Consider the following 23,896-nt stretch of genomic DNA (forward strand, 5'->3'; position numbering starts at 1 on the left):
GTCAGGCAGCGCCGATGGCCCCCACCACCCCGTTCACCGCCTTCCGCATCGAAAACGACGGCGCCGGCTACCGCAGTGGCCTGGCCCAGCTCAGGGTGGACGACCTCAACCCTGGACAGGTGCTGATCCGCGCCCACTGGTCCTCGGTCAACTACAAGGACGCCCTGGCCGGCACCGGCAAGGGGAAGATCCTGCGCCGCTTCCCGCTGGTGGGCGGCATCGACGTGGCCGGCACCGTGGTCGCCAGCACCGACCCGGACTGGCGTGAAGGCGACGCGGTACTGGCCACCGGCTGCGGCCTCAGCGAGACCCGCGACGGCGGCTACAGCCAGTACGTGCGGCTGGAGTCGCGCGCGGTGATCGCGCAGCCGGCCGGGCTGAGCCCGCGCGAGGCGATGGTGCTGGGCACCGCCGGCTTCACCGCGGCGCTGGCGCTGCTGCGCATGCAGGACAACCGGCAGACCCCGGACCTCGGCCCGCTGGCGGTCACCGGCGCCAGCGGTGGCGTCGGTGCGCTGGCGCTTTCGATCTTCAGCCGTGCCGGCTACAGCGTGCACGCGGTCAGCGGCAAGCCGGACCAGGCCGACTTCCTGCGCGGCATCGGTGCCAGCGAGGTGCTGCCGCGCGCGGCGCTGGCCGACCCCGGCCCGCTGCAGTCGGCGCGCTTCGGCGGTGGCCTCGACAACGCCGGTGGCCCGATGCTGGCCAGCCTGCTGGCGCAGACCGTGCCCTATGGCAGCGTGGTCAGCGCCGGCCTGGCCGCCAGCCCGACGCTGGACATGACGGTGATGCCGTTCATCCTGCGCGGCGTGTCGCTTCTGGGCGTGTCCTCGGCGAACGCACCACGCGCGCTGCGCGAGGAAGTGTGGGCACGCCTGGGCAGCGAGTGGAAGCCGCAGCACCTGGACCGCATCTGCACCGCCGAGGTCGGCCTCGATGGCCTGCCAGCGGTGTTCGCACGGATGCTGGCCGGCGGCTCGCTGGGCCGCACCGTGGTGCGGATCGACTGAACGTCGCAGGCAGGCGACGGACGGCAGACGTGGCCCTCCCGCCGGTAATGTGCCCGCACTACACTGCGGGCATTACATGGGGAACAACATGGCACGCATTCTGATTGTCGACGACTCACCGTCGCAGCTGTTGGGGATACAGCGCATCGTCGAGAAGCTCGGGCACCAGATCCTGACCGCCACCGATGGCGCCGCCGGGGTCGAAACCGCCAAGGCCGAGCTGCCCGACCTGGTCCTGATGGACGTGGTGATGCCCAACCTCAACGGCTTCCAGGCCACCCGCACCCTCGCCCGCGACGAGGCCACCCGGCACATCCCGGTGATCCTGGTGACCACCAAGGACCAGGACACCGACCGCATGTGGGGCATGCGCCAGGGCGCCAAGGCCTACATCACCAAGCCGTTCTCGGAAGACGAACTCTCCGAGGTGCTGGAGCGGGTGTTCGCCGGGCAGGGCTGAAGCCTGCTCCGGTGGGTGCCAACCTTGGTTGGCACGCTTTTGCTTGGTGGGTGCCGGCCAGCGGCCGGCACTACCTTCAAATGCTTTCGCCAAAGGCCTTGGCCAGGTTCCGGTAGGCCTTCTTCTGCGCCTCGTCGGTCGCCGCCGGGGCCACGATCTCGATCTCGACGATCTGGTCGCCGTCCGGATTGCCCGGCAGGCCGCGCCCGCGCAGGCGCAGCTTGCGGCCGGCATCGGAATCGGCCGGGATCTTCAGCTCCACCGCACCGCCCAGGGTCGGTACGCTGATGCTGGTGCCCAGCGCGGCCTGCCATGGCGTGACCGGCAGCGTGTAGAGGATGTTGCGGCCATCGACCTCGAACTGCGGGTGCGCGGCGTACTCCACTTCCAGCAGCAGGTTGCCACCGTGGTTGCCCTGCCCTGCCAGGCGGATCACCTGGCCCGGGCGGATGCCCTTGGGCACGCGCACGTCCAGCTGCTTGCCGTTGACGGTGATGCGCAGGCTGTCGCCGTTGTAGGCCGCCTCCAGCGGAACCGACAGCTTGGCGCGGGTATCACGGTTGGGCGCATGCCCCTGGCTGCTGAAGCCAGGCCCCGGGCCGGCGCCGCCACGCTGGCGTGCGAACAGGCTCTCGAAGAAGTCGCTGAAGCCGCCATTGGGGCCGCCACCGCCGAACACTTCCTCGAAATTGAAGCCACCGGCGCCGCCATAGTTCGGCGGCACGTTGAATTCCTCGCCCGGGCGGTAGCCCTGCGCGCGCAGCTGGTCATAGGCCGCGCGCTTCTCGGGATCGCGCAGCGCCTCGTAGGCCTCGTTGACCGCCTTGAACTTGTCTTCGGCCCCGGCCTCCTTGCTGACGTCCGGGTGGTACTTGCGTGCCAGCCGGCGATAGGCGGTCTTGATCTCTGCCTCGCCCGCGCTCGGTTCCACCCCCAGGGTGGCGTAGTAATCCTTGAATTCCATCCAGCTACCTCGATTCGCTTCGGCCGCGCCGGTGGCGCCGCCCCGGGTTCATTCTACGCGCCGGCGATGCTACGCCGCCCATCGTGCGGCCGCGGTGAGGCCGACTGATCCTGCGCAATGCGGCTGCCATCCCGATGCCCCAGGCTGTGGCTGGAAGCCCCCGCCGCAACGCCTGAAGATGGGGCCTGCACACGGGTTTTCCAATGTCTTGACGCCCCTGTCCCATCCGGCCCACTAGCCTGCCCCTGCAAGGAGTTCACCATGACCATCCACGTTGGCGACCGCATCCCGGAAGTGACCCTCAAGCGCATCCGTGAGGGCATCGAAACGCTCGATACGCATTCGCTGTTCGACGCACGCAAGGTGGTGCTGTTTGCCGTGCCCGGTGCATTCACCCCGACCTGTTCGGCCCGCCACCTGCCCGGCTACGTCGAAAAGTTCGAGGCGTTCCGCCAGCGCGGCATCGACGTCTACTGCATGGCGGTCAACGACCCCTTCGTGATGAAGGCCTGGGCCGCCGACCAAAGCGTGCCCGATGGCCTGCTGATGCTGTCCGATGGCAATGCCGAACTGACCCGCGCGCTCGGCCTGGAACTCGATGCCAGCGCCTCGGGCATGGGCATCCGCTCGCGCCGCTTCGCGCTGTACGTGGTCGACGGCGTAGTGCGCGCAGCCTGGATCGAACAGCCCGGCCAGTTCGAAGTCTCTTCAGCCGAGTACGTGCTGGAGCACCTGCCCACCTGACTACCAACCGCAAGAGGAACCGGCCAGCCATGTCCAGCAAGCCAGCCAAAGCCCCCAAGCCCGCCGCGAAGATTCCCGGCATCAGCGACCGCAAGACCCTGCGTGACCGCGCCCGGCGCAACATCGAGGATGGTGCGATCACCGACAGCTACAGCGCCGACCGCAAGGTGGTGATCAAGCTGCTCAACGATGCCCTGGCCACCGAGTATGTGTGCGTGCTGCGCTACTACCGGCACTACTTCATGGCCAAGGGCATGCTGGCCGACGCGGTGAAAGCAGAGTTCCTCGAGCATGCACAGCAGGAACAGGCTCATGCCGGCAAGCTGGCCGAGCGCATCGTCCAGCTCGGCGGCGAGCCCGATTTCAACCCCGATACCCTTACCGCGCGTTCGCATGCCGAGTACAAGGAAGGCAGCGACCTGCGCGACATGGTCCGTGAAAACCTGGTGGCCGAGCGCATCGCCATCGACAGCTACCGCGAGATGATCAACTTCATCGGCGATCGCGATACCACCACCAAACGCATCCTCGAAGAGATCCTGGCGCAGGAAGAGGAACACGCCGACGAATTCGCCGACCTGCTGGATGGGTGGATCGGCGAATGATCTGGTAGATGCCCACCTTGGGGGGCGCCTTTGCCGCGTGCCAACCCAGGTTGGCACCTACCAGAGCACGACGATGTCGTTGGCGCTGGACCGAGCGCCGACCAAGGTCGGCACCTACCGGAGGACGTTGAATCGCACCTGCGTCCATGCCCCATCGGCCGCCAACGCGGTCAGGGTATGTGCCCCCGGTTCGGCAAACTCACGCTGCATCAGCTGCGCGCCACGGGTCTGTGCGATCCAGCGTCCATCCAGCAGCCAGTCCACCGCCTGCTCGCTGCCCAGTGCGCGCAGCTGCAGGCGCACGCCATGCTCCGCATTCGGCGCGCGCGCCAGCGTGGCGCCATCGTTGAGCCCGTCGATGTGCAGTGCGACGCTGGCCTCGCGGCCATCATCCCGGCAATCCGGCGACAGCGGCGGCAGCTGCGAGGCCTCGCGCGTGGCCTTGGACAGCCAGGGCGACAGCAACGCCGGCCAGCGCGCGATCTCACGCGCCACTTCTTCATGGGACGCGCTGCAATCGGCGGATACACGCAGGCCGCTGCGGGCATCGGCCAGGTAGCGCTGTCGGCCCGGCTGCCAGCGCCGTGCTTCGCGCTCGGGGAAGGTTGGCGGTGCGGCGCCCTCAAGCAGGTACGCCGGCATCCGCCGCTGGCAGAGTGCGGCCGGCAGGCCTTCGGCCCGCTCGCCGGTCGGCCAGCAGATGTCTTCCTGGCTGACGCTGGCCGGCATCGGTGCGGCAGCCGAGTCACCGCGCTGGCGCGGCAGGCTGTCCACTACCTCGAACATCAGCGGCAGAGCGGTGACCGCGCCGTACTGGCCGGGAAGCGGCGTGCCGTCCGGACGCCCCACCCACACGCCCACGGTGTAGTGGCGGGTGCTGCCGATCGCCCACGCATCGCGGTAGCCATAACTGGTGCCGGTCTTCCAGGCCACGCGCGGGCGGCCACCGACGTCGAAGGTGCCGACGCTGTAGCCCGGGCGCGGATTCGATTCCAGCATCTCGCGCACGATCCAGCTGGCCCCCGGCGAGGCCAGGCGGCGCTCGATCATCGGCTCGTCATCGGTGTAACGCACGCGGCCGGCGATGCCGTTGCGGTTCAGCGCAGCAAACGCGCCGACCAGATCCTCCAGGCGCGCGCCGGTGCCGCCCAGGATCAACGACAGGTTGGGCGTGCTGCCGGGCGGGAAACGCAGCTGGATGCCGGCGTGTGACAGGCGCGCGGCAAAGCGCGCCGCGCCGACCCGCTGCAGCAGGTCCACCGAAGGCACGTTCAGCGACAGCCGCAACGCGCTGGCGGCGCCGATCGGCCCGTTGAACGCCATGTCGAAGTTGCCGGGGCGGTAGCTGCCGAAACTCTGCGGTGCGTCGACCAGCAGGCTTTCCGAATGGATCAGGCCATCATCCAGCGCCATCGCGTACAGGAACGGCTTGAGCGTGGAGCCCGGCGAGCGCCACGCCTGCACCATGTCCACGTGGCCCAGTCGCTGGCGGTCGCCGAACGCCAGGGTGCCGACATAGGCGCGCGCCTGCAGGGTCTGGTTGTCGACCACCAGCAGCGCGGCCGATGTACGTTCCGGCAGCGTCGAGAAATAGCTGGCCACGCGTTCTTCCAGCGTGCGTTGCAGACCGATGTCGATGCTGCTCTGGATGCGTGCCTGGCCCGGATGCGCCGAATGCAGGCGCTGCGCCAGCAGCGCGGCGTGCAGCGGCGGCCGCAGCGAGCGTGCCACCACGTTCTCGATGCGCGCGTCCTCCACCTCGTCCGGCGTCCACGCACCCAGTTCGGCCATGCGTGACAACACCTTGTCGCGCGCCTTCTGCGCCGCTTCCGGGTGGCGGTCCGGGCGCAGCCGGCTCGGCGCCTGCGGCAGCACCGCCAGCAGCGCGGCCTCGGCGTGCGACAGCTGCGCCGCCGGCTTGCCCAGGTAGGCCCAGCTGGCCGCTTCCACGCCCTCGATGGTGCCGCCGTAAGGCGCCCGCTCCAGGTACAGGGCCAGGATCTGCCGCTTGCTCAGGTGCGCTTCCAGCTGCACCGCGCGCAGCATCTGCTTGAGCTTGCCCCACGGCGTGCGCGTGTGCGGGTCGAGGATGCGTGCGACCTGCATGGTCAGGGTCGAACCGCCGGACACGATGCGGCCGCCGCGCAGCAGCTGGCCACTGGCACGCAGGATCGCCAGCGGGTTGATGCCCGGATGCTGCCAGAACCAGCGGTCTTCGTAGGTCAGCAACGCCTGCAGGTACAACGGCGAGACGCTGTCGATCGACGCCGGATAGCGCCACACGCCTTCGGCATCGGCGAATGCGCGCAGCGGCGTGCCGTCGGCAGCCACCACCAGGGTGCTGGTATCGCGCTGCTTCGGCAGCGGTGGCGGGAAGGCGACATCCAGCACCAGCAGTAGCGTCAGCATGGCCGCCGTGCCCCATCGCAGCCACGGCCACAGCGGCCGCAGCCGGCGGCGCAGGGCCGCCAGCCGGGTCGTCATCGTGCGTTTCATTGCAGGCTGCCAGTGGGACGGGCCGCGCCGTCGCGGCCCGTCCGCGCGGTCACGGCTGCACCACCGTGATCGTGGTCGGGTTGCTGCGGCCGACGCCACGCAGCTGCGGGCGGTACATGTCCTCCACCAGCGGCGGCGGCACCGAGTAGGTACCCGGGGTCACCGCACGCACCAGGTAGAACACGCTGGCCTTGCTGCCACGCGAGAGCTTCAGCGCGGCCACATAGCGGTCGTCGCGGAACTCTTCGTGCTTGGTGTCGGCCGCTTCACCACGGTCGCTGATGGTGATGCCATCGACCACCACATCGGCCCACTGCTTGGCGTCGCCCAGGTTGAAGTTCTCGATTTCCAGGCCCGCCGGCAGCAGGTCGGTCAGCAACGCATCGGGCATCGTGGTGTCGGCGGTGACGGTGACACGCACGATGAGCGCTTCGCCTTCCTTCAGCGGACGCGGCGACCACGGCTTGCCATCGGTGCCGTAGTAGCTGCGCTCGATGCCGAGCACGCTGTTGTCTGGTGCCGGCGCACTGCGCGGGATACCCGCCACGTCGATGCTGGCGAACATCGGCGGCTGGCCCTGCGGGGTGAAGCGCACGCCACTGGCCAATTCGCTGGCGCTGAAGTTGCGGCCGAACAGCTTGCGTTCGCTGATCGCTTCGGTCGTGCCGCCGATCACCAGCTCACCGGCCACCAGCGCCTTCTGGTTGGCAGCCAGGGCCTTGCCGAGGCGGGCGATGGCCACCTGCTCCTGCGTGCTGAGCCACATCCAGCCGGCATTGCGGCGGGCATCCAGGCCACGGCCCAGATCCACCGCACGTGCATCCCAGGCCGGCTTGGCCAGCTTGTTCTCGTGGGTCAGCGCGATCATCAGCGCGTCATCACGGATCGCGCTGCCGTAGTCACCGAAGTACGACGGGCGTTCGCTGCTGGATTTGGCGAAGGCTGCGGCCAGCGCGGCCTGGCCACGCTTGGCATCGCCCTGCAACGACAGCGCCACGCCCAGGTGGACCAGCGACAGGCCGCCGACCGCCTTGCTGCGCTCGTTGTCGTACAGCGTGCGCAGGGTACCCAGCGGCGCACGGTTGACCCGGGCCAGCACATAGCCCGAATACGCCTGGTTGGCGAACTTCAGCTTCTCGCGGTCGTCCTGGCCGTAGAACTGATTGCCACCGGACAGCAGGTCCTCGCTGAGGCGGTTGAGCGCCTTCTGCAGCACGTTGTCGGGCACCGCGAAGCCGGCATCCTTGGCGTCGAGCAGGAACTCGGTGATGTAAGGGGTCAGCCACGGGTTCACGTAGCCATCGTCACCCCACATCGAGAAGTTGCCGTTGGCCACCTGCATCGACGCCAGGCGGCCGAACGCGCCTTCCATGCGCTCGCGGCGGGTCTTGGCGTCCAGGCCGTCGGCGCCAAGCATCGACGACGTGGCCTGATCCAGGATCAGCGCGGCGTAGCCCTTGCTGGTGGTCTGCTCGGCACAGCCATACGGGTAGTTCAACGCGCCCTGCAGCGCACTGGCGAACGGGATCGGTGGCAGGGGGCTGACCAGCAGGCGCGCATTCACCGACTCGGACATCAGGCCATCGGTCAAGCTGTTGTCGAGGCTGACCGCAGCCAGCGGATCGAGCGTGCGCACCTGCGAACGCAGCACCTGCGGCCAGGCCGCACGCACCGGCAGGTCATAGCGGCGATCGGCCTTGAAGCCGTTGCCGTCCACGCGTACCCGCACCCTGGCCACGCTGTGGCCCTCGCGTGCCGACAGCGGGAAGCTCAGCGTGGTCTTGGCATCGGCATTCAACTGCACGCTGCGGCTGCCCTCGCCCAGGTTCAGCGGGCCCTCGCTTTCCACCTTCACGTTGAACTGGCCGGGCTTGCCGGTGAAGTTCTGCACGTCCAGGGTCACGGTGCTGCGGTCGCCCGGCGCCAGCACGCGCGGCATGCTGGCCTCGGCCAGGATCGGCGCACGCACCACGGTTTCCACGTCACGCTTGCCGTACTGGTCATCGCTGTAGACCAGTGCCGACACGCGCAGGGTGCCGTTGAAGTCCGGCACCTTCAGGCGGATGCGGGCGATGCCCTTGGCATCGAGCTGCACCGGGCCGGAGAACAGGTCCACGGTCTGCACGCGCGCGGTGGGGCGCTTGGCCTGCGGCAATGCCTGCAGGGCCATGTCACCGCCGAACTTCAGCTTGCCGGCGCCACCGTCGAAGCTCTCGATCACCCGGCTGTAGATGTCGTAGGCATCAATGCCGAGGCGACGCTGCGCGAAGAAGTGCGCGCCGGCATCCGGCACCGGGAAGCGGGTGATGTTGAGGATGCCCACGTCCACCGCCGACACGGTGACGTGTGCGGTCTTGCCCGCCAGCTGCGGTGCGCTGACCGTTACCGGCAGGTCCTGCTCCGGGCGCATCTGCTTGGGCGCGACCAGGCCGACGGCCACGGTGCGGCCCTTGCGGTCCATCGGCACATGCACCACGCCCACGGCACGGGCCGGGGTGATCTTGCTCGGCGCACTGCCGCCACGGAACACCAGCGCGGTGATGTAGACGTCGTGCCGCTCCCAGTCGGCGGTGACCGGAATCTTGAAGGTCGAACCCGGCTTGGCCTCGATGTCCTGCACGTACAGCATGCGGTCGGTCTCGACCATCAGGATGCCCTTGCCAGCGTGCGGCGGGGTCACCGTCACTTCCAGCGTGTCACCGGCCTTGTAGCCGGTCTTGTCCAGGCCCAGCTTGACCTTGTCCGGGCGTGCGTCCAGGCCGCGGTTGTCATCGCCCCAGCTCCAGCCGGCGCGGAACGGGTAGCGGCTGGTCAGGCCGGTGGACGGATCGAACACGTCCACCCGGTATTCGCCCCACTCCACCGGGAAATCGAAGGCGACCGCGCTGCTGCCGGCATCGACGGTACGGGTTTCCTTGTTCTCGAAGCGGCGGGTGAAATCGTAGTCCCAGCGGTTGTCGTTGAAGGTCCAGTGATAATCGCGCAGTTCGCGCACCAGGGTGATCTTCAGGCCCTTGGCCGGCTGTGGGTTACCGGCGGCGTCCACGCGCATCAGCTCGAAGCGCGCATTGCCGTTGGAATCGGCGCCATCATCGGGGTTGAACAGCGGGCGCACGCCGACCAGCGCATTGGCTGGCCACATCACCCGCTTCAGGGTACGGGTGACCGTGCGGCCACCGGTTTCATACAGGCTTCCGGACAGCACCACCGCGATCGGCGCCTTGGCCTTGGCCGCCTCTTCCGGCAATGCCACGTCCTCGCGCAGCTGGCCATTGGCCGGCAGCGTGGTATCGATCACGTCCTTGGCTTCGCGCGGCAGCTGCAGGGTCGGGTCGCCGAAGAAGTAGCCCGGCAGGCCGTCCACCGGCTTCTGTTCGGCCGCCACCGCCATGCGCGCGGTGAAGCGGTTGCCATCGGCCGGCGCGCCATACAGGTACGCGCCATTGGCCTGCAGGCGCAGCTCTTCGCCCGGCTTCAGGGTCTTCTGTGCGCTGTCCAGGTCCAGTTTCATGCGCTCGGGCAGGAACTCCTCGATGCGCAGGGTCATGCCCTGGATCGCTTCCTTGCTGGCCGGGTCGGTGCGGAACTCGACCTGCCAGCGCCCGGTCGGCGCCTCGGCCGGAATCACCTGTTCGAAGTTGATGTAGCCCTGGTCGCCCGGCTGCAGGCGGGTCTCGCGGAAGGTCTTGCCGTCGGGCTGCTTCAGGCGCAGGAACACCGGTTGCGCCTTGACCGGCTTGCCGTCGTTGTCGCGCAGCAGCGCGGACAGGCGCACGGTTTCGCCCGGGCGATACAGGTCACGGCCCGACCATGCGTAGACGTCGAACCACGCGTTGTCACGGCCGGCCACGGCGAACTCGCTCAGGTCCAGCGCCGGCTGATTGAACGGCAGGAAGCTGGTGTCCTTGCCACTGCTGGCGACCAGCACGTGGGTCGCATCCAGGGTGTAGTTCAGCAGCGCATTGCCGTTGCCGTCGGTGCTGCCCTTCAGCACCACCTCGCCCTTGGCATCGAGCACGCGCAGGTCGATGCCCTTCAGCGGCGCGCCGTCCTTCAGGCCAGCGGTGTGCACGAACAGCTTGTCCTTGTAGGCACGCGTATGCAGGCCGATGTCACTGACCGAGAAGAACGCGGTATCGAACTCGCCTTCATAGTCACCGGTGCGCTTGAGCAGGGCGAAATACAGGCCCGGCTCCTGCAGTTCCTTGATGTCCTGGGTCGGCAGGTAGGTCAGCACCCGCTCGTTCTGCTTGCCACCGAGGATGAAGCGGTTGACGTAGACCGGTTCGGCCAGCTTGTTGATCGGGCTGCGCTCGTAGTCGCTGCTCAGTTCCCAGCTGCCACGGCGGCCGCCGCGCTGGTACTGGCTGAAGAAGGTCGGCAGGTCCTTCTCGCGCACGCGCAGGAACTCGACGTCGACCTCCGGCACGTTCACCGAGACCACCGGCAGGCCGCGGCTGTCCTTGGCCGGCAGCACGCTGCCCTGCGAGGCGAAGCCGACCACCGGCTTCAGCTCGCCGCTGAACACCTTCTGCTTCAGTTCCTTGCCCAGGCGGCTGCCATCGGCGGCCAGCAGGTCGGCCGAGACCACCAGGCTGAACTCCTTGCCGGCCTCGACGAACGGGTAGCGCAGGGTCAGGCCGTCGTCGGACAGCGTCCAGCTGCTGTCATCGGTGCCGACCTTCTCCTCGAAGCGCACCAGCTTGTCGAAGTCCTGGGTGCCGACCAGCGGGCGCGAGAACTCCAGCGCCAATGACAGGCCGTCAATCTTCTGGTCCGGGTAGGCGCGCAGCAGGGTGAATTCCTTCACCTGCTCGGACTTGGTGGTGATGGCTTCGCCGCTGGCCTTGGGCAGCTGCCCGTTGTCATTGCGACAACCGGCCAGCCCCAGCAACAGGCCTCCTGCCAGTACCGCCGCCGCCCATCCCCACCGCTTCCGCCGTGCCGGACCGCTCATGTCGTCACTCCTTGATCGAGGCGGCCATTATAGGCGCGCCGCGTCAAGGTGTTGACGCGAATCCGGCAATTGCCCGGGGCGGGCAGTGCCGGCCGCTGACCGGCAGGACCGGTAGCCGCCAACCTTGGTTGGCAGCATTGGCCCCGTGCCAACCAAGGTTGGCACCCACCAACGCGCCCCTACCCCGGCAGGTACAGGTCCACGTAGTCGGTCACCGGCATCGCCGCCAGCGCCACCGGGTCCAGCGACGCGGCCAGGATGCGCTGCTGCTGGGTGGTCGGGAAGCGGTGGGCCAGGTGCCGGCGGAATTTGTCCATCAGCAGCGGAATGCCTTCCTCGCGGCGCCGGGCATGGCCCAGCGGGTACTCCACCAGCACCTCCGGCAGTTCGCTGCCATCGGTGAAACGCACGCTCAGGCCGTTGGCGATGCTGCGCTTGTCCGGGTCCAGGTAATCGGCGCTGAGCCGAGGGTCTTCATGGCAGGCCATCTTCGCGCGCAGCGCGTCGATGTGCGGATCGGCGGCAACGTCGTCCTCGTAGTCCTCGGCCACCAGCCGCCCATGCAGCAGCGCGATGGCGACCATGTACTGCACGCAGTGGTCGCGGTCGGCCGGATTGTGCAGCGGGCCCTGCTTGTCGATGATGCGGATGCAGGCTTCCTGGGTGCGGATCGCGATGTGCGCGATGTCTTCGACCCGGCGCCCCATCGCGCGCAGCTGCTGGTGCAGCGCGATCGCGGCCTCGACCGCGGTCTGGCCGTGGAACTCGGCCGGGTAGCTGATCTTGAACAGCACGTTCTCCATCACATAGCTGCCCAGCGGCCGCCCCAGCGTCAGCTGCTGGCCGTGCATCGACACTGCCTCAAAGCCCCAGGTCGGCGCGCTCAGCACACTGGGGTAGCCCATTTCGCCACTGGCCGCCATCAAGGCGAGGCGCACGCCACGACTGGTCGCATCGCCGGCCGCCCAGCTCTTGCGCGAGCCGGTGTTGGGCGCATGACGATAGGTGCGCAGCGCCTGGCCATCGACCCAGGCCAGCGACAGGGCATTGAGCATGCGTTCGCGATCCAGCCCGAGCAGGTGCGCGACCACCGCCGTGGTGGCCACCTTGACCAGCACCACATGGTCCAGCCCGACCCGGTTGAACGAATTCTGCAGGGCCAGCACGCCCTGGATCTCATGCGCCTTGATCATCGCCAGCAGCACGTCGTGCAGGGTCGGCGGCGGGCGACGCAGGGCCTGTGCGTTTCGCCCCAGCCAGTCACAGACGGCGAGGATGCCGCCGAGGTTGTCCGAGGGATGACCCCATTCGGCGGCCAGCCAGGTGTCGTTGAAATCCAGCCAGCGCACCATCGCGCCGAGGTTGAAGGCGGCCTGCACCGGGTCCAGCACGTAGTGCGTACCCGGCACGCGCGCACCGTTGACCACGCTGATGCCCGGCACCAGCGGCCCGAGCAGCTTGCTGCAGGCCGGGAAAGACAACGCTTCCAGCCCGCAGCCCAGCGTATCGAGCAGGCAGTGATGCGCGGTCTGGAACGCCAGCGGTGAGTCGATGCGCGCGTCGCGCACGTAGTCGACAATGTCCACCAGCAGCGGATCCCACGCTGCACGTTCGTTGGATGGCGGGGCGTTGCTGGACATCGTCGATCTCCTCGTTGCGGTGCACGGTTGCCCGTGCACCATGCCAACCAAGGTTGGCAGCTACCAGAGCACTATTCGGCCGGCACCCGCACCTTGCCTTCCATCAATACGCGGGCACTGCGGCTCATGATGGCCTTGGTCACCGTCCACTGGCCGTCAACGCGTCCGGCCTGCGCACCCACGCGCAGCGTGCCGGAGGGATGGCCGAAGGTCACCGCCTCGCGTTCGCCGCCACCGGCGGCACGATTGACCAGGGTGCCTGGAATCGCCGCCGCGGTGCCGATCGCCACGGCCGCGGTACCCATCATCGCGTGGTGCAGCTTGCCCATCGACAGCGCGCGCGCGTGCAGGTCGATGGCCGAGGCCGCAATGGCCTTGCCGCTGGACGACACGTAGTCCTGTGCCGGCGCCACGAAGGCCACCTTCGGCGTGTGCTGGCGGGTGGCGGCGTCTTCCAGTTTCGAGATCATGCCCATGCGCAGCGCGCCATGCGCACGGATGGTTTCGAACTTCTGCAATGCTGCCTTGTCTTCGTTGATCGCCGGCTGCAGCTCGGTGCCGGTGTAGCCCAGATCGGCGGCGTTGAGGAAGATGGTCGGAATACCGGCGGTGATCATCGTCACCTCGAAGCTGCCCACACCGGGTACGTCGAGGGTGTCCACCAGATTGCCGGTGGGGAACATCGCGCCGGCATCGCCGTCGTCGGAGGGATCGATGAATTCGAGCTGGATCTCGGCGGCCGGGAAGGTCACGCCGTCCAGCTCGAAATCACCGGTCTCCTGCACCTGGCCATCGCGCATCGGTACGTGGGCGATGATGGTCTTGCCGATGTTGGCCTGCCAGATGCGCACGGTGCACAGGCCGTCATGCGGCACGCGGGCCGGATCGATCAAGCCGTTGGCAATCGCGAACGGGCCGACCGCGGTGCTGAGATTGCCGCAGTTGCCGCTCCAGTCGACGAAGGCGGTATCGATCGAGACCTGGCCGTACAGATAATCCACGTCGTGGTCAGGCACCGAAGCGGCGGAAATGATCACGCACTTGCTGGTACTGGAGGTGGCACCGCCCATTCCGTCGGTCTGCTTGCCATACGGATCGGGCGAGCCGATCACGCGCATCAGCAGTGCGTCGCGCGCAGCGCCCGGCACCTGCGCGGCCTCGGGCAGGTCCTGCAGGCGGAAGAACACGCCCTTGCTGGTGCCGCCGCGCATGTAGGTGGCGGGAATACGGAGTTGGGGAAGGAAGGTCATGGGTCAGTATCCTGGTTGCGACGAACCAATATCGAGGTTGAGCTCCTCGTCTTCGAACAGTGCTTCCATGCCCCGCGAAGCATTCCAGATGCGCACGATGGAAACGTGCGCAGGTAGCTCCACGTAGTAGACCAGGTAGCCGTCGAAGCGACGAACCGGATGAAAACGCAATGGCGCTGGCAGCGAGGGCAACAGACCCGCATGCAGTGCGGAACCGGCACCGGGGTGGGCCTCGATCAGCTTTACAACAGATTCCACCGCATCGATGAAGCCGATTTCCAGCACTTCCCCGCCTTGATCTGCATACCAGCCTGCTGCCTGGTCAAGATCTCGAACCGCTGCAGGGAACCAATGCGAGGGTTTCACTTGCGGTTCCGTGCACGCTCACGCAGCTTGTCGAAGTGATCCGGCGGCTGAGGCGCCGAAGGCCCCGACGCCAGCCCCTCTGCAATCAGCTGCTTGAGCAGCTCTTCAGCCTTGATGCGCTGACGCTGGCGGATCAGGTCACGCACATAATCCGACGTACTGGAGTAGCCGCCTTCGCGCACTTCTTCGTCCACGAACTGCTTGAGCGGATCGGTCAGCGAAATGTTCATGGTGGCCATGAAACCCTCCATTGGCAGTTTTTGCCAAGTCAGTGTGCGCCCTGCCTAGGTGTCGGACAAGCCCGCCCCCGGTCTCTGGGGGCAGGCATTCAGCCCGGCATCACGCCACCTTGGCGCCTTCCAGGAAGTCCTGGGCGAAGCGCTGCAGCACGCCGCCGGCCTCGTAGATCGCCACTTCCTCGTCGCTGTCCAGGCGGCAGGTGACCGGCACGATCACCTGCTGGCCATCGCGGCGATGGATGACCAGGGTCAGCTCGGCGCGCGGGGTGCGCGCGCCGACCACGTCGAAGGTTTCAGTCCCATCGATGCCCAGGGTCAGGCGGGTGGTGCCCGGCTTGAACTCCAGCGGCAGCACGCCCATGCCGATCAGGTTGGTACGGTGAATCCGCTCGAAGCCCTCGGCCACGATCGCTTCCACGCCAGCCAGGCGCACGCCCTTGGCAGCCCAGTCACGCGAGCTGCCCTGGCCGTAGTCGGCACCGGCGATGATGACCAGCGGCTGCTTGCGGTCCATGTAGGTTTCGATCGCTTCCCACATGCGCATGACCTTGCCTTCCGGCTCCACGCGCGCCAGCGAACCCTGCTTCACGCTGCCGTCGTCGTTGCGCACCATCTCGTTGAACAGCTTCGGATTGGCGAACGTGGCGCGCTGCGCGGTCAGGTGGTCGCCGCGGTGGGTGGCGTACGAATTGAAGTCTTCTTCCGGCAGACCCATCTTCGCCAGGTATTCACCAGCGGCACTCGACGCCATGATCGCGTTGGACGGCGACAGGTGGTCGGTGGTGATGTTATCCGGCAGCACCGCCAGCGCACGCATGCCGGCCAGCGTGCGTTCGCCTGCCAGTGCGCCCTCCCAGTACGGCGGACGACGGATATAGGTGCTCTGCGGGCGCCAGTCGTACAGCGGGCTGACCGCTGCGCCGTGCTCCACGCGCAGGTTGAACATCGGGTTGTAGACCTTACGGAACTGCTCGGGCTTCACCGAAGCCTTCACCACCGCGTCGATCTCGGCGTCGCTCGGCCAGATGTCCTTCAGGCGCACTTCGTTGCCGTCGGCATCCACGCCCAGCACGTCCTTCTCGATATCGAAGCGGACGGTACCGGCGATGGCGTAGGCGATCACCAGCGGCGGCGAAGCCAGGAAGGCCTGCTTGGCGTACGGATGGATGCGGCCATCGAAGTTGCGGTTGCCCGACAGCACAGCCGTGGCGTACAGGTCACGGTCGATGATCTCTTGCTGGATCTTCGGGTCCAGCGCGCCACTCATGCCGTTGCAGGTGGTGCAGGCAAACGCCACGATGCCGAAGCCCAGCTGTTCCAGGTCCGGCAGCAGGCCGGACTCTTCCAGGTACAGCTGCACGGCCTTGGAACCCGGCGCCAGCGACGACTTCACCCACGGCTTGCGCTGCAGGCCACGCGCGTTGGCGTTGCGCGCCAGCAGTGCGGCGGCGATCACGTTGCGCGGATTGGATGTGTTGGTGCAGCTGGTGATGGCGGCGATGATCACCGCGCCATCGGGCATCAGGCCCTGCGCCTGCTCGGCCTTGCCCGCTTCCAGCTTGGCTTCGTCGGCAATGCCGCGCTCGGCCAGCTCGGCGGTGGCCACGCGCTTGTGCGGGTTCGACGGGCCAGCCATGTTGCGCACCACGCTGGACAAGTCGAAGCGCAGCACGCGCTCGTACTGTGCGGTGGCCAGATCGCCTGCCCACAGGCCGGTGGTGCGTGCGTAGTTTTCCACCAGCGCCACCTGCGACTCCTCGCGGCCGGTCAGGCGCAGGTAGTCGATGGTCTGCGCGTCGATGTAGAACATCGCGGCGGTGGCGCCGTATTCCGGGCACATGTTTGAGATGGTGGCGCGGTCACCGATGGTCAGTGCGGCAGCACCTTCGCCGAAGAATTCCAGCCACGCACCGACCACGCGTTCCTTGCGCAGGAACTCGGTCAGGGCCAGCACCACGTCGGTGGCAGTGATGCCCGGCTGCGGGCGACCACTCAGTTCGACGCCGACGGTATCGGGCAGGCGCATCCACGAGGCGCGGCCCAGCATCACGTTCTCCGCTTCCAGGCCGCCCACACCGATGGCGATCACGCCCAGCGCATCCACGTGCGGGGTGTGGCTGTCGGTGCCCACGCAGGTATCGGGGAAGGCCACGCCGTCCTGCACGTAGACCACCGGCGACATCTTCTCCAGGTTGATCTGGTGCATGATACCGTTGCCCGGCGGAATCACGTCCACGTTCTGGAACGCCAGCTTGGTCCAGTCGATGAAGTGGAAACGGTCTTCGTTGCGGCGATCCTCGATGGCGCGGTTCTTCTCGAACGCCTGCGGGTCATATCCACCGCATTCCACCGCCAGCGAGTGATCAACGATCAGCTGCACCGGCACCACCGGATTGACCTTGGCCGGGTCGCCGCCCTTGTCGGCGATCGCATCACGCAGGCCGGCAAGATCCACCAGCGCGGTCTGGCCGAGGATGTCATGGCACACCACGCGGGCCGGGAACCACGGGAAATCGAGGTCGCGACGGCGCTCGATCAGCTGCTTCAACGAATCACTGAGCGTGTCCGGATCGCAGCGGCGCACCAGATTCTCGGCCAGCACGCGCGAGGTGTACGGCAGGGTGGCATAGGCGCCAGGCTGGATCGCATCGACGGCGGCACGCGCATCGAAATAGTCCAGCGTGCTGCCGGGGAGGGTCTTGCGGTAATCGGTATTCATGGGCTGGCGGAGTACTTGAGGCGGGCCGGGTGCCGGCGGTGCGGCGGCGAAAGCATCCGGCCGGCGCAGGGCCGGCCGGATGGGTACAGCAGGTGGATCAGACGCGCTTGTCGATGGCGACGAAGTCGCGGTCTTCCGGGCCGATGTAGTTGGCGCTCGGGCGGATGATCTTGCCGTCGATGCGCTGCTCGACGATGTGCGCGCTCCAGCCGGCGGTGCGGGCGATCACGAACAGGGGGGTGAACATGGCGGTCGGCACGCCCATCATGTGGTAGCTGACGGCGCTGAACCAGTCCAGGTTCGGGAACATCTTCTTGATGTCCCACATCACCGATTCCAGGCGCTCGGCGATGTCGTACATCTTCATGCTCGACTGTTCCTCGGACAGCTCGCGGGCCACGTCCTTGATCACCTTGTTGCGCGGATCGGAGACGGTATAGACCGGGTGGCCGAAACCGATCACCACTTCCTTGCGCTCGACGCGGGCCTTGATGTCTTCCTCGGCCTCATCGGGGGTGTCGTAGCGCTTCTGCACTTCGAACGCCACTTCGTTGGCGCCGCCATGCTTCGGGCCGCGCAGCGCGCCGATGCCACCGCAGATCGCGCTGTACATGTCGCTGCCGGTGCCGGCGATGACGCGGCAGGTGAAGGTCGAGGCGTTGAACTCGTGCTCGGCGTACAGGATCAGCGAGGTGTGCATCGCCTTCACCCACGAATCCTGCGGCTTCTCGCCATGCAGCAGGTGCAGGAAGTGGCCACCGATCGAGTCATCGTCGGTTTCCACGTCGATGGCGCGGCCGTTGTGGCTCCAGTGGTACCAGTACAGCAGCATCGAACCGAGGCAGGCCATCAGCTTGTCGGCGATGTCACGCGCGCCCGGATGGTTGTGGTCGTCCTTCTCCGGTGCCACGCAGCCGAGCACCGACACGCCGGTGCGCATCACGTCCATCGGGTGCGCGGACGGCGGCAGTTCCTCCAGCGCGGCCTTCACCGCAGCCGGAATGCCGCGCAGCGACTTCAGCTTGGCCTTGTACGAAACCAGCTCGGCGCGGGTCGGCAGCTTGCCATGCACCAGCAGGTAGGCGATTTCCTCGAACTCGCTGGTGTTGGCCAGGTCCAGGATGTCGTAGCCGCGGTAGTGCAGGTCATTGCCGCTGCGGCCGACGCTGCACAGCGCGGTGTTGCCGGCGGCGGTGCCGGACAGGGCGACGGACTTCTTCGGCTTGAAGGTCGGGGTTGCGGTCGTATCGTTCATGTTTTCCCTCCGAAAACTGATGGTGCAGGGTACTGCTTATTTCTTGGCGGCGAACAGGGCATCGAGCTGCTGCTCGAAGGCGTGGTAGCCGATGCGGTCGTAGAGTTCCTCGCGGGTCTGCATGGTCTCCACCACGTTGCGCTGGTGGCCATCGCGGCGGACCGCCTGGTAGACGTTCTCGGCGGCCTTGTTGGCGGCACGGAACGCCGACAGCGGGAACAACTGGATGGCCACGCCGGCCGAGGCCAGTTCATCGCGACTGAACAGCGGGGTGGCGCCGAATTCGGTGATGTTGGCCAGCACCGGCACCTTCACCGCGTCGACGAAGCGACGGTAGGTGTCCAGGTCGTAGGCGGCCTCGGCGAAGATGCCATCGGCACCGGCCTCGACACAGGCGATGGCGCGCTCGATGGCCTTGTCCACGCCGTCCACCTGGATGGCGTCGGTACGTGCGATCAGGAAGAAGTCCGGATCGGTCTTGGCGTCAGCTGCGGCCTTCACGCGGTCGACCATTTCACCCTGCGACACGATCTCCTTGCCCGGGCGGTGGCCGCAGCGCTTGGCGCCGACCTGGTCTTCGATATGACAGGCCGCGGCGCCGGCCTTGATCAGCGACTTCACGGTGCGCGCGATGTTGAACGCGCTCGGGCCGAAGCCGGTGTCGATGTCGACCATCAGCGGCAGATCGCAGACGTCGGTGATGCGGCGCACGTCCACCAGCACGTCTTCCAGGGTGTTGATGCCCAGGTCCGGCAGGCCCAGCGAGCCGGCGGCAACGCCGCCACCGGACAGGTAGATGGCGCGGAAGCCGGCGCGCTTGGCCAGCAGGGCATGGTTGGCGTTGATCGCGCCGATCACCTGCAGCGGCGATTCGGCAGCCAGCGCCTCACGGAAGCGGGCACCGGCGGAGAAAGGAGTGGAAGCAGTCATGCGGCAATCCAGGTTGAAGAACGGGGAGGTAGGCGCAAGCACCATGCCAAGCTGCAAGCGATTGATTTCACGGGGATGACCGGCCCGCAAACATGAAACATATGAAACATTGAAACAGATGTATCATGAAACACCCTGTCCGCTCTCACCGCCATGTACCTGCCCCGTTCCCCGCTGCGCCATGCCGACACCGACCCCGGCCGTCCGGTGATCTGGACGGTCAGCGTCTCGCGCCTGACCGGCCTGCTCGGCGACGTCATCCCCGAGTTCGACCGCCGTGCGCGCATCGAGCAGATCAACCTCGGCTTCGAGGAGGCGGTGGACGTGATCGGCCAGCGCCTGCGCCGTGAACACTGCGACGTGGTGATTGCCGGCGGCTCCAACGCCGCCTGGCTGCGCGGCCGGCTCGACCTGCCGCTGGTGCCGATCCAGGCCAACGGCTTCGACCTGATGGAGGCACTGGCGCGTGCACGGCGCATCGCCAGCCGTATCGGCCTGGTCACCCACGCCAGTGACGTACCGGTGTTCAGCAACTTCCAGCAGAGCTTCGGCCTGGATATCGAGCATCGCCGCTTCGTCACCCGCGAGGACGCGCGCGACTGCATCGCCGACCTGCGCGCCAACGGCATCGAGGTGATTGTCGGCACCGGCATGGCCATCGACCACGCCGAACAGGCTGGGCTGCCCGGCGTGCTGCTGTACTCCGCCGATTCGGTACGACAGGCATTCGAGCACGCACTGGAACTGACCCAGACCCTGGCCCGCTCCGCTGGCCATCGGCCGGCCCCGCGCCGTCGCGCGGCACCGCGCAGCGAAGCGCATGAGCTGCTCGGCGACAGCGAGGCAATGGCACAGGTGCGCGCGCAGATCGCGTTGTACGCGCCGCACGACAGCACCGTGCTGGTCACCGGCGAAACCGGCACCGGCAAGGAACTGGTGGCACGCCAGCTGCATGCGGCCAGTGGCCGTCGTGGACGCTTCGTTGCACTGAACTGCGGTGCGATCAGCGAATCATTGCTGGAAGCCGAGCTGTTCGGTTACAGCGATGGCGCCTTCACTGGCGCGCGGCGGGGTGGCCGTGTCGGCCTGGTCGAGGCGGCCGACGGCGGCACCCTGTTCCTGGATGAAATCGGCGAGCTGCCCCTGCCGTTGCAGACCCGCCTGCTGCGGGTTCTGGAAGAACGCGAAGTACTGCGCGTGGGCGCCACCGAACCGACCCCGGTCGATCTGCGCGTGGTCGCCGCCACCCTGCAGTCGCTGGAACAGCGCGCGGCGGCCGGCAGCTTCCGCCGCGACCTGTATTACCGGCTGGCCGCGCTGCGCATCGCCCTGCCCTCGCTGCGAGCCCGGCGCAGTGACATTGCGCTGCTGACGCAGCACTTTTTCCGCCAGCTGCGCGGCATCGACGCGCCGCTGGCCGAGGACGCGATGACCCTGCTGACCTCCGCCGAATGGCCCGGCAACGTGCGAGAGCTTCGCAACCTGGTGGATCGCCTGCGCATCCACTGGCAGCCGGGCGAGGGATTGATCAACACCGCGCGGTTGATGCAGCTGGCACCGGAGCTGATGCGCGAGGGCACCCCTGCCCTGCCGGTGGAGAGCAACGGCAAGCGCCCGCCGCGTGCGCAGCTGGAAGCGCTGCTGCAGGAACACCGCAATGACCGCGAAGGCATGGCGCAGGCACTGGGCGTGTCACGCACCACGTTGTGGCGCTGGCTGCGCGCAGAAGGGCTGTAGCGTCGAGCTTGCTCGACTGCTTTTCCCCAGTCGAGCATGGCTCGACTCTACAGATGGCGCGAGCGCACCCAGCGCGCCTCGATGGCGAAGCGGCCACTGCCCACTGCCGCTATCCACAGCAGCAGCACACCCAGCGGCACTTCGCTCAGGTAGAAGAACCAGCTCAGCCAATCGGGCACGCTCAGCCCGGCCGGAATGCGCGCAATGCCATCGGTCAGCGCGGCCACCGCACAGATCGCGGCCAGCAGCAGTGACGACGGGCGACTGAGCAGGCCCAACACCAGCAGGCCACCCGCAATCCACTCAATTGCGCCGAGCACCGGCGCACTGAGCAAAGGGAATGGGATACCCGCATCGACCAGCGTATGCACCATCCGCTCGCGTCCCGCATCGGTGAACACCTTGTTCCAGCCGGACACGCAGAACATCACCCCGGCGACGATGCGGGCGAGCAGCAGCAGGGCTGCTTCCACGCCACGCCGCGGTGATGGCACGGCAAAAAGGCAACGCCAGGACGGCATGGCAACTCCGGAAGTCGAGGACATTCGTCGGAGTGTGCCGGTTGCTGACCTGCTCGCAGATGAAGCTGACCCGTCCGTTCGCGACAACCCGCTCCTGTAGAGTCGAGCCATGCTCGACTGCCTTGCGCGCCGGAGCAACAGCAGTCGAGCATGGCTCGACGCTACAAAAAACTTGCGTCAGCAAGCAGCAGCTCGATTTCCTCCACCTGCACCATTGGCACCTGCCACGGGTGATGCGGCACGATTCCCTGTTCGAAGATGCGCTGCAGCCGCTGCGGATTCCGAGGCAGACAGAATTCCAGGCGCACGCTGTCGACCACCTCGGTGCGACCCGCCTCACCCTGCACGGGCGACGCACCCACGCGCGGACGGAACTGTTCGAACCCCGGCGTCGACCACCACATCCCGTGCTCGTAGTCGCCGGCCGCCAGCGCGTCCACCGCGAGGATGCCCTGCTTCACCGCATCCAGTGCCGCCGACGGCACGAACACCACCACGCGGTACAGCGGCAGGCGTTGCATCAGCCCGCCTTACGGGTACAGCAGCCGCTTGCTCCAGCGCCCTTCGGCACCGGCTTCGTAGCACCAGCGCTCGTGCAGGCGGAACTGCGCGCCGTACCAGAATTCGATGCGGTCAGGCACCACACGCAGGCCGCTCCAGCCTTCCGGGCGCGGCACGTCCTTGCCCTCGAAGCGGGCTTCGATCTCGGCCACGCGCGCGTCGAATTCCTCACGCGTCGCCAGCGTCTTCGACTGTTGCGAAGCCCACGCGCCGATCTGGCTCATGCGCGGGCGGCTGGCGAAATAGGCATCGGCCTCGGCGTCGGCGACCTGCTCGACACGGCCTTCGATGCGCACCTGGATGCCGGCTTCGCGCAGGCTGCGCCACAGGAACAGCAGCGCGGCCTGCGGATTGGCCTGCAGCTCCTGGCCCTTGTGGCTGTCCAGGTGGGTGTAGAACACGAAGCCGCGCTCGTCGAACGCCTTCAGCAGCACGGTGCGCGCCGAAGGCCGGCCGTTGACATCGGCAGTGGCCACGGTCATCGCGTTAGGCTCGACCTCGCGGCTCTGTTTGGCCTCTTCGAACAGGCCGGCAAACGTGGACAGGGCTTCGGCGTACAGGTCGCTCATGATTGCGTTCTTCTCACACGGTTTGGGCTATTGTGGCGGCATGGTCGCTGCTGCGTATATGCCCCAGGTGAAAGGATTCCCCGAAACATTGGCCGAGCAGGTTCTGGACGATGTGCTGGGCAGCGGCACGGCGGTTCCAGTATTGGCGATCAGCGGCCTGCAGGGGAGCGGCAAATCGACGCTGGCCGCGCAGGTGGTGGCCCGCGCCCAGGCGCGCGGCCTGAACGCGGCCACGCTGTCGATCGATGATGTCTACCTCACCCGGGCGCAGCGCCAGCGGCTGGCCCGCCAGGTACACCCGCTGCTGATCACCCGTGGCCCGCCCGGCACCCACGATCTGCCACTGGCCCACGCCGTGCTCGACGCCGTGGCTGCGCGCCAGCCCTTCGCGATGCCACGCTTCGACAAGCTGGCCGATGAGCGCCTGCCCGAGGCGCAGTGGCCACGCCTGCAACAACCGCTGGACCTGCTGGTATTCGAAGGCTGGTTCCTCGGTACGCCCGCGCAGGATGACGACGCGCTGGACGCGCCACTGAATGCACTGGAACGCGAGGCCGACACCGATGGCCGCTGGCGGCGATGGTGCAACCAGGCGCTGGCCCGCGACTACCCGGCGCTGTGGCAGCGGTGCGACCGCCTGTGGTTCCTGCAGCCACCGGACTTCTCGGTAGTGCCGCGCTGGCGCTGGCAGCAGGAACAGAACCTACAGGCCGCACAGCCGGGCCGGCACGGAATGAGCCGGCCTCAGCTGGAGCGCTTCGTGCAGTACTACGAACGGGTCAGCCGGCAGGCGCTGCAGGCCCTGCCCGCCCTGGCCGACCACGTGGTGGTGCTGGACGGCCAGCGCCAGGTCCAGGGCGTGCGCTGAGGCCA

The 23,896-nt window shown here is 67.4% G+C and carries 19 protein-coding genes; 6 read left to right on the forward strand and 13 right to left on the reverse strand.

Annotation, left to right across the window (positions count from 1 at the left end; all coding sequences use genetic code 11):
- Positions 1–14: 14 nt before the first annotated feature.
- Together AC5P7U_RS00895 and pilH are read left to right on the forward strand one after the other, a co-directional pair.
- Complete coding sequence (locus tag AC5P7U_RS00895; protein ID WP_197564196.1) at positions 15–1,010, forward strand: YhdH/YhfP family quinone oxidoreductase; 996 nt, start codon at positions 15–17, stop codon at positions 1,008–1,010.
- Positions 1,011–1,098: 88 nt separating this feature from the next.
- Positions 1,099–1,470: a twitching motility response regulator PilH gene (pilH, locus tag AC5P7U_RS00900; protein ID WP_005410644.1), complete on the forward strand. Its 372-nt coding sequence runs from the start codon at positions 1,099–1,101 to the stop codon at positions 1,468–1,470.
- 76 nt (positions 1,471–1,546) lie between these two features.
- Here the strand turns inward: pilH and AC5P7U_RS00905 are convergent, their stop codons facing one another.
- Positions 1,547–2,434: a DnaJ C-terminal domain-containing protein gene (locus AC5P7U_RS00905; RefSeq protein ID WP_006463346.1), complete on the reverse strand. Its 888-nt coding sequence runs from the start codon at positions 2,432–2,434 to the stop codon at positions 1,547–1,549.
- A gap of 261 nt (positions 2,435–2,695) precedes the next feature.
- Between AC5P7U_RS00905 and AC5P7U_RS00910 the strand changes: the two genes are divergently transcribed.
- Complete coding sequence (locus AC5P7U_RS00910) at positions 2,696–3,178, forward strand: peroxiredoxin (RefSeq protein ID WP_008267565.1); 483 nt, start codon at positions 2,696–2,698, stop codon at positions 3,176–3,178.
- 29 nt (positions 3,179–3,207) lie between these two features.
- On the forward strand, positions 3,208–3,783 hold the full coding sequence (locus AC5P7U_RS00915; RefSeq protein ID WP_006463374.1) for a ferritin-like domain-containing protein: 576 nt from the start codon (positions 3,208–3,210) through the stop codon (positions 3,781–3,783).
- 114 nt (positions 3,784–3,897) lie between these two features.
- Here the strand turns inward: AC5P7U_RS00915 and pbpC are convergent, their stop codons facing one another.
- The 9 genes from pbpC to prpB all read right to left on the reverse strand — a co-directional run bounded on the left by pbpC (position 3,898) and on the right by prpB (position 19,635).
- Positions 3,898–6,279 (reverse strand): penicillin-binding protein 1C, encoded by a 2,382-nt coding sequence (gene pbpC, locus AC5P7U_RS00920; RefSeq protein ID WP_197564197.1) that lies wholly within the window; start codon positions 6,277–6,279, stop codon positions 3,898–3,900.
- Positions 6,280–6,328: 49 nt separating this feature from the next.
- Positions 6,329–11,236 carry an alpha-2-macroglobulin family protein gene (locus AC5P7U_RS00925; protein ID WP_495220724.1) on the reverse strand — a complete coding sequence of 1,636 codons (4,908 nt, stop codon included), beginning with the start codon at positions 11,234–11,236 and terminating at the stop codon, positions 6,329–6,331.
- 179 nt (positions 11,237–11,415) lie between these two features.
- Positions 11,416–12,876: a bifunctional 2-methylcitrate dehydratase/aconitate hydratase gene (locus tag AC5P7U_RS00930; RefSeq protein WP_006463483.1), complete on the reverse strand. Its 1,461-nt coding sequence runs from the start codon at positions 12,874–12,876 to the stop codon at positions 11,416–11,418.
- Positions 12,877–12,947: 71 nt separating this feature from the next.
- Positions 12,948–14,126, reverse strand: coding sequence for a 2-methylaconitate cis-trans isomerase PrpF (prpF, locus tag AC5P7U_RS00935; protein ID WP_197564199.1), 1,179 nt, complete (start codon positions 14,124–14,126; stop codon positions 12,948–12,950).
- A gap of 3 nt (positions 14,127–14,129) precedes the next feature.
- Complete coding sequence (locus AC5P7U_RS00940) at positions 14,130–14,492, reverse strand: type II toxin-antitoxin system RelE/ParE family toxin (protein ID WP_006463488.1); 363 nt, start codon at positions 14,490–14,492, stop codon at positions 14,130–14,132.
- A complete protein-coding gene (locus tag AC5P7U_RS00945) occupies positions 14,489–14,731 on the reverse strand; it encodes a type II toxin-antitoxin system ParD family antitoxin (RefSeq protein WP_006463489.1) in 243 nt (80 codons plus the stop codon). The genes AC5P7U_RS00940 and AC5P7U_RS00945 overlap by 4 nt, the downstream gene beginning before the upstream one ends.
- Positions 14,732–14,831: 100 nt before the next feature.
- On the reverse strand, positions 14,832–17,450 hold the full coding sequence (acnD, locus tag AC5P7U_RS00950) for a Fe/S-dependent 2-methylisocitrate dehydratase AcnD (RefSeq protein ID WP_197564200.1): 2,619 nt from the start codon (positions 17,448–17,450) through the stop codon (positions 14,832–14,834).
- A 97-nt stretch (positions 17,451–17,547) separates the two neighbouring features.
- Positions 17,548–18,705, reverse strand: coding sequence for a bifunctional 2-methylcitrate synthase/citrate synthase (prpC, locus tag AC5P7U_RS00955; RefSeq protein WP_154349497.1), 1,158 nt, complete (start codon positions 18,703–18,705; stop codon positions 17,548–17,550).
- Between the two features lie 36 nt (positions 18,706–18,741).
- Positions 18,742–19,635: a methylisocitrate lyase gene (gene prpB / locus AC5P7U_RS00960; protein ID WP_010482769.1), complete on the reverse strand. Its 894-nt coding sequence runs from the start codon at positions 19,633–19,635 to the stop codon at positions 18,742–18,744.
- Between the two features lie 153 nt (positions 19,636–19,788).
- Here prpB and prpR point away from each other — a divergent pair, with 153 nt between their 5' ends.
- Positions 19,789–21,372: a propionate catabolism operon regulatory protein PrpR gene (gene prpR, locus AC5P7U_RS00965; protein WP_006463679.1), complete on the forward strand. Its 1,584-nt coding sequence runs from the start codon at positions 19,789–19,791 to the stop codon at positions 21,370–21,372.
- A 47-nt stretch (positions 21,373–21,419) separates the two neighbouring features.
- Here prpR and AC5P7U_RS00970 read toward each other — a convergent pair whose 3' ends face one another.
- The 3 genes from AC5P7U_RS00970 to pdxH form a co-directional block, all read right to left on the reverse strand.
- Entirely contained in the window at positions 21,420–21,893 is a 474-nt protein-coding gene (locus tag AC5P7U_RS00970) for a DoxX family protein (protein ID WP_495220725.1), read from the reverse strand.
- 161 nt (positions 21,894–22,054) lie between these two features.
- Positions 22,055–22,414, reverse strand: a complete 360-nt coding sequence (locus tag AC5P7U_RS00975) for a YqfO family protein (protein ID WP_006463683.1) — start codon at positions 22,412–22,414, stop codon at positions 22,055–22,057.
- Positions 22,415–22,423: 9 nt separating this feature from the next.
- Positions 22,424–23,023 carry a pyridoxamine 5'-phosphate oxidase gene (gene pdxH / locus AC5P7U_RS00980; RefSeq protein WP_049457955.1) on the reverse strand — a complete coding sequence of 200 codons (600 nt, stop codon included), beginning with the start codon at positions 23,021–23,023 and terminating at the stop codon, positions 22,424–22,426.
- Positions 23,024–23,063: 40 nt separating this feature from the next.
- Here pdxH and AC5P7U_RS00985 point away from each other — a divergent pair, with 40 nt between their 5' ends.
- Positions 23,064–23,891, forward strand: a complete 828-nt coding sequence (locus tag AC5P7U_RS00985) for a kinase (RefSeq protein ID WP_414554949.1) — start codon at positions 23,064–23,066, stop codon at positions 23,889–23,891.
- Positions 23,892–23,896: the final 5 nt, after the last annotated feature.

This window comes from Stenotrophomonas sp. YJH_SMC_57 (assembly GCF_059369755.1).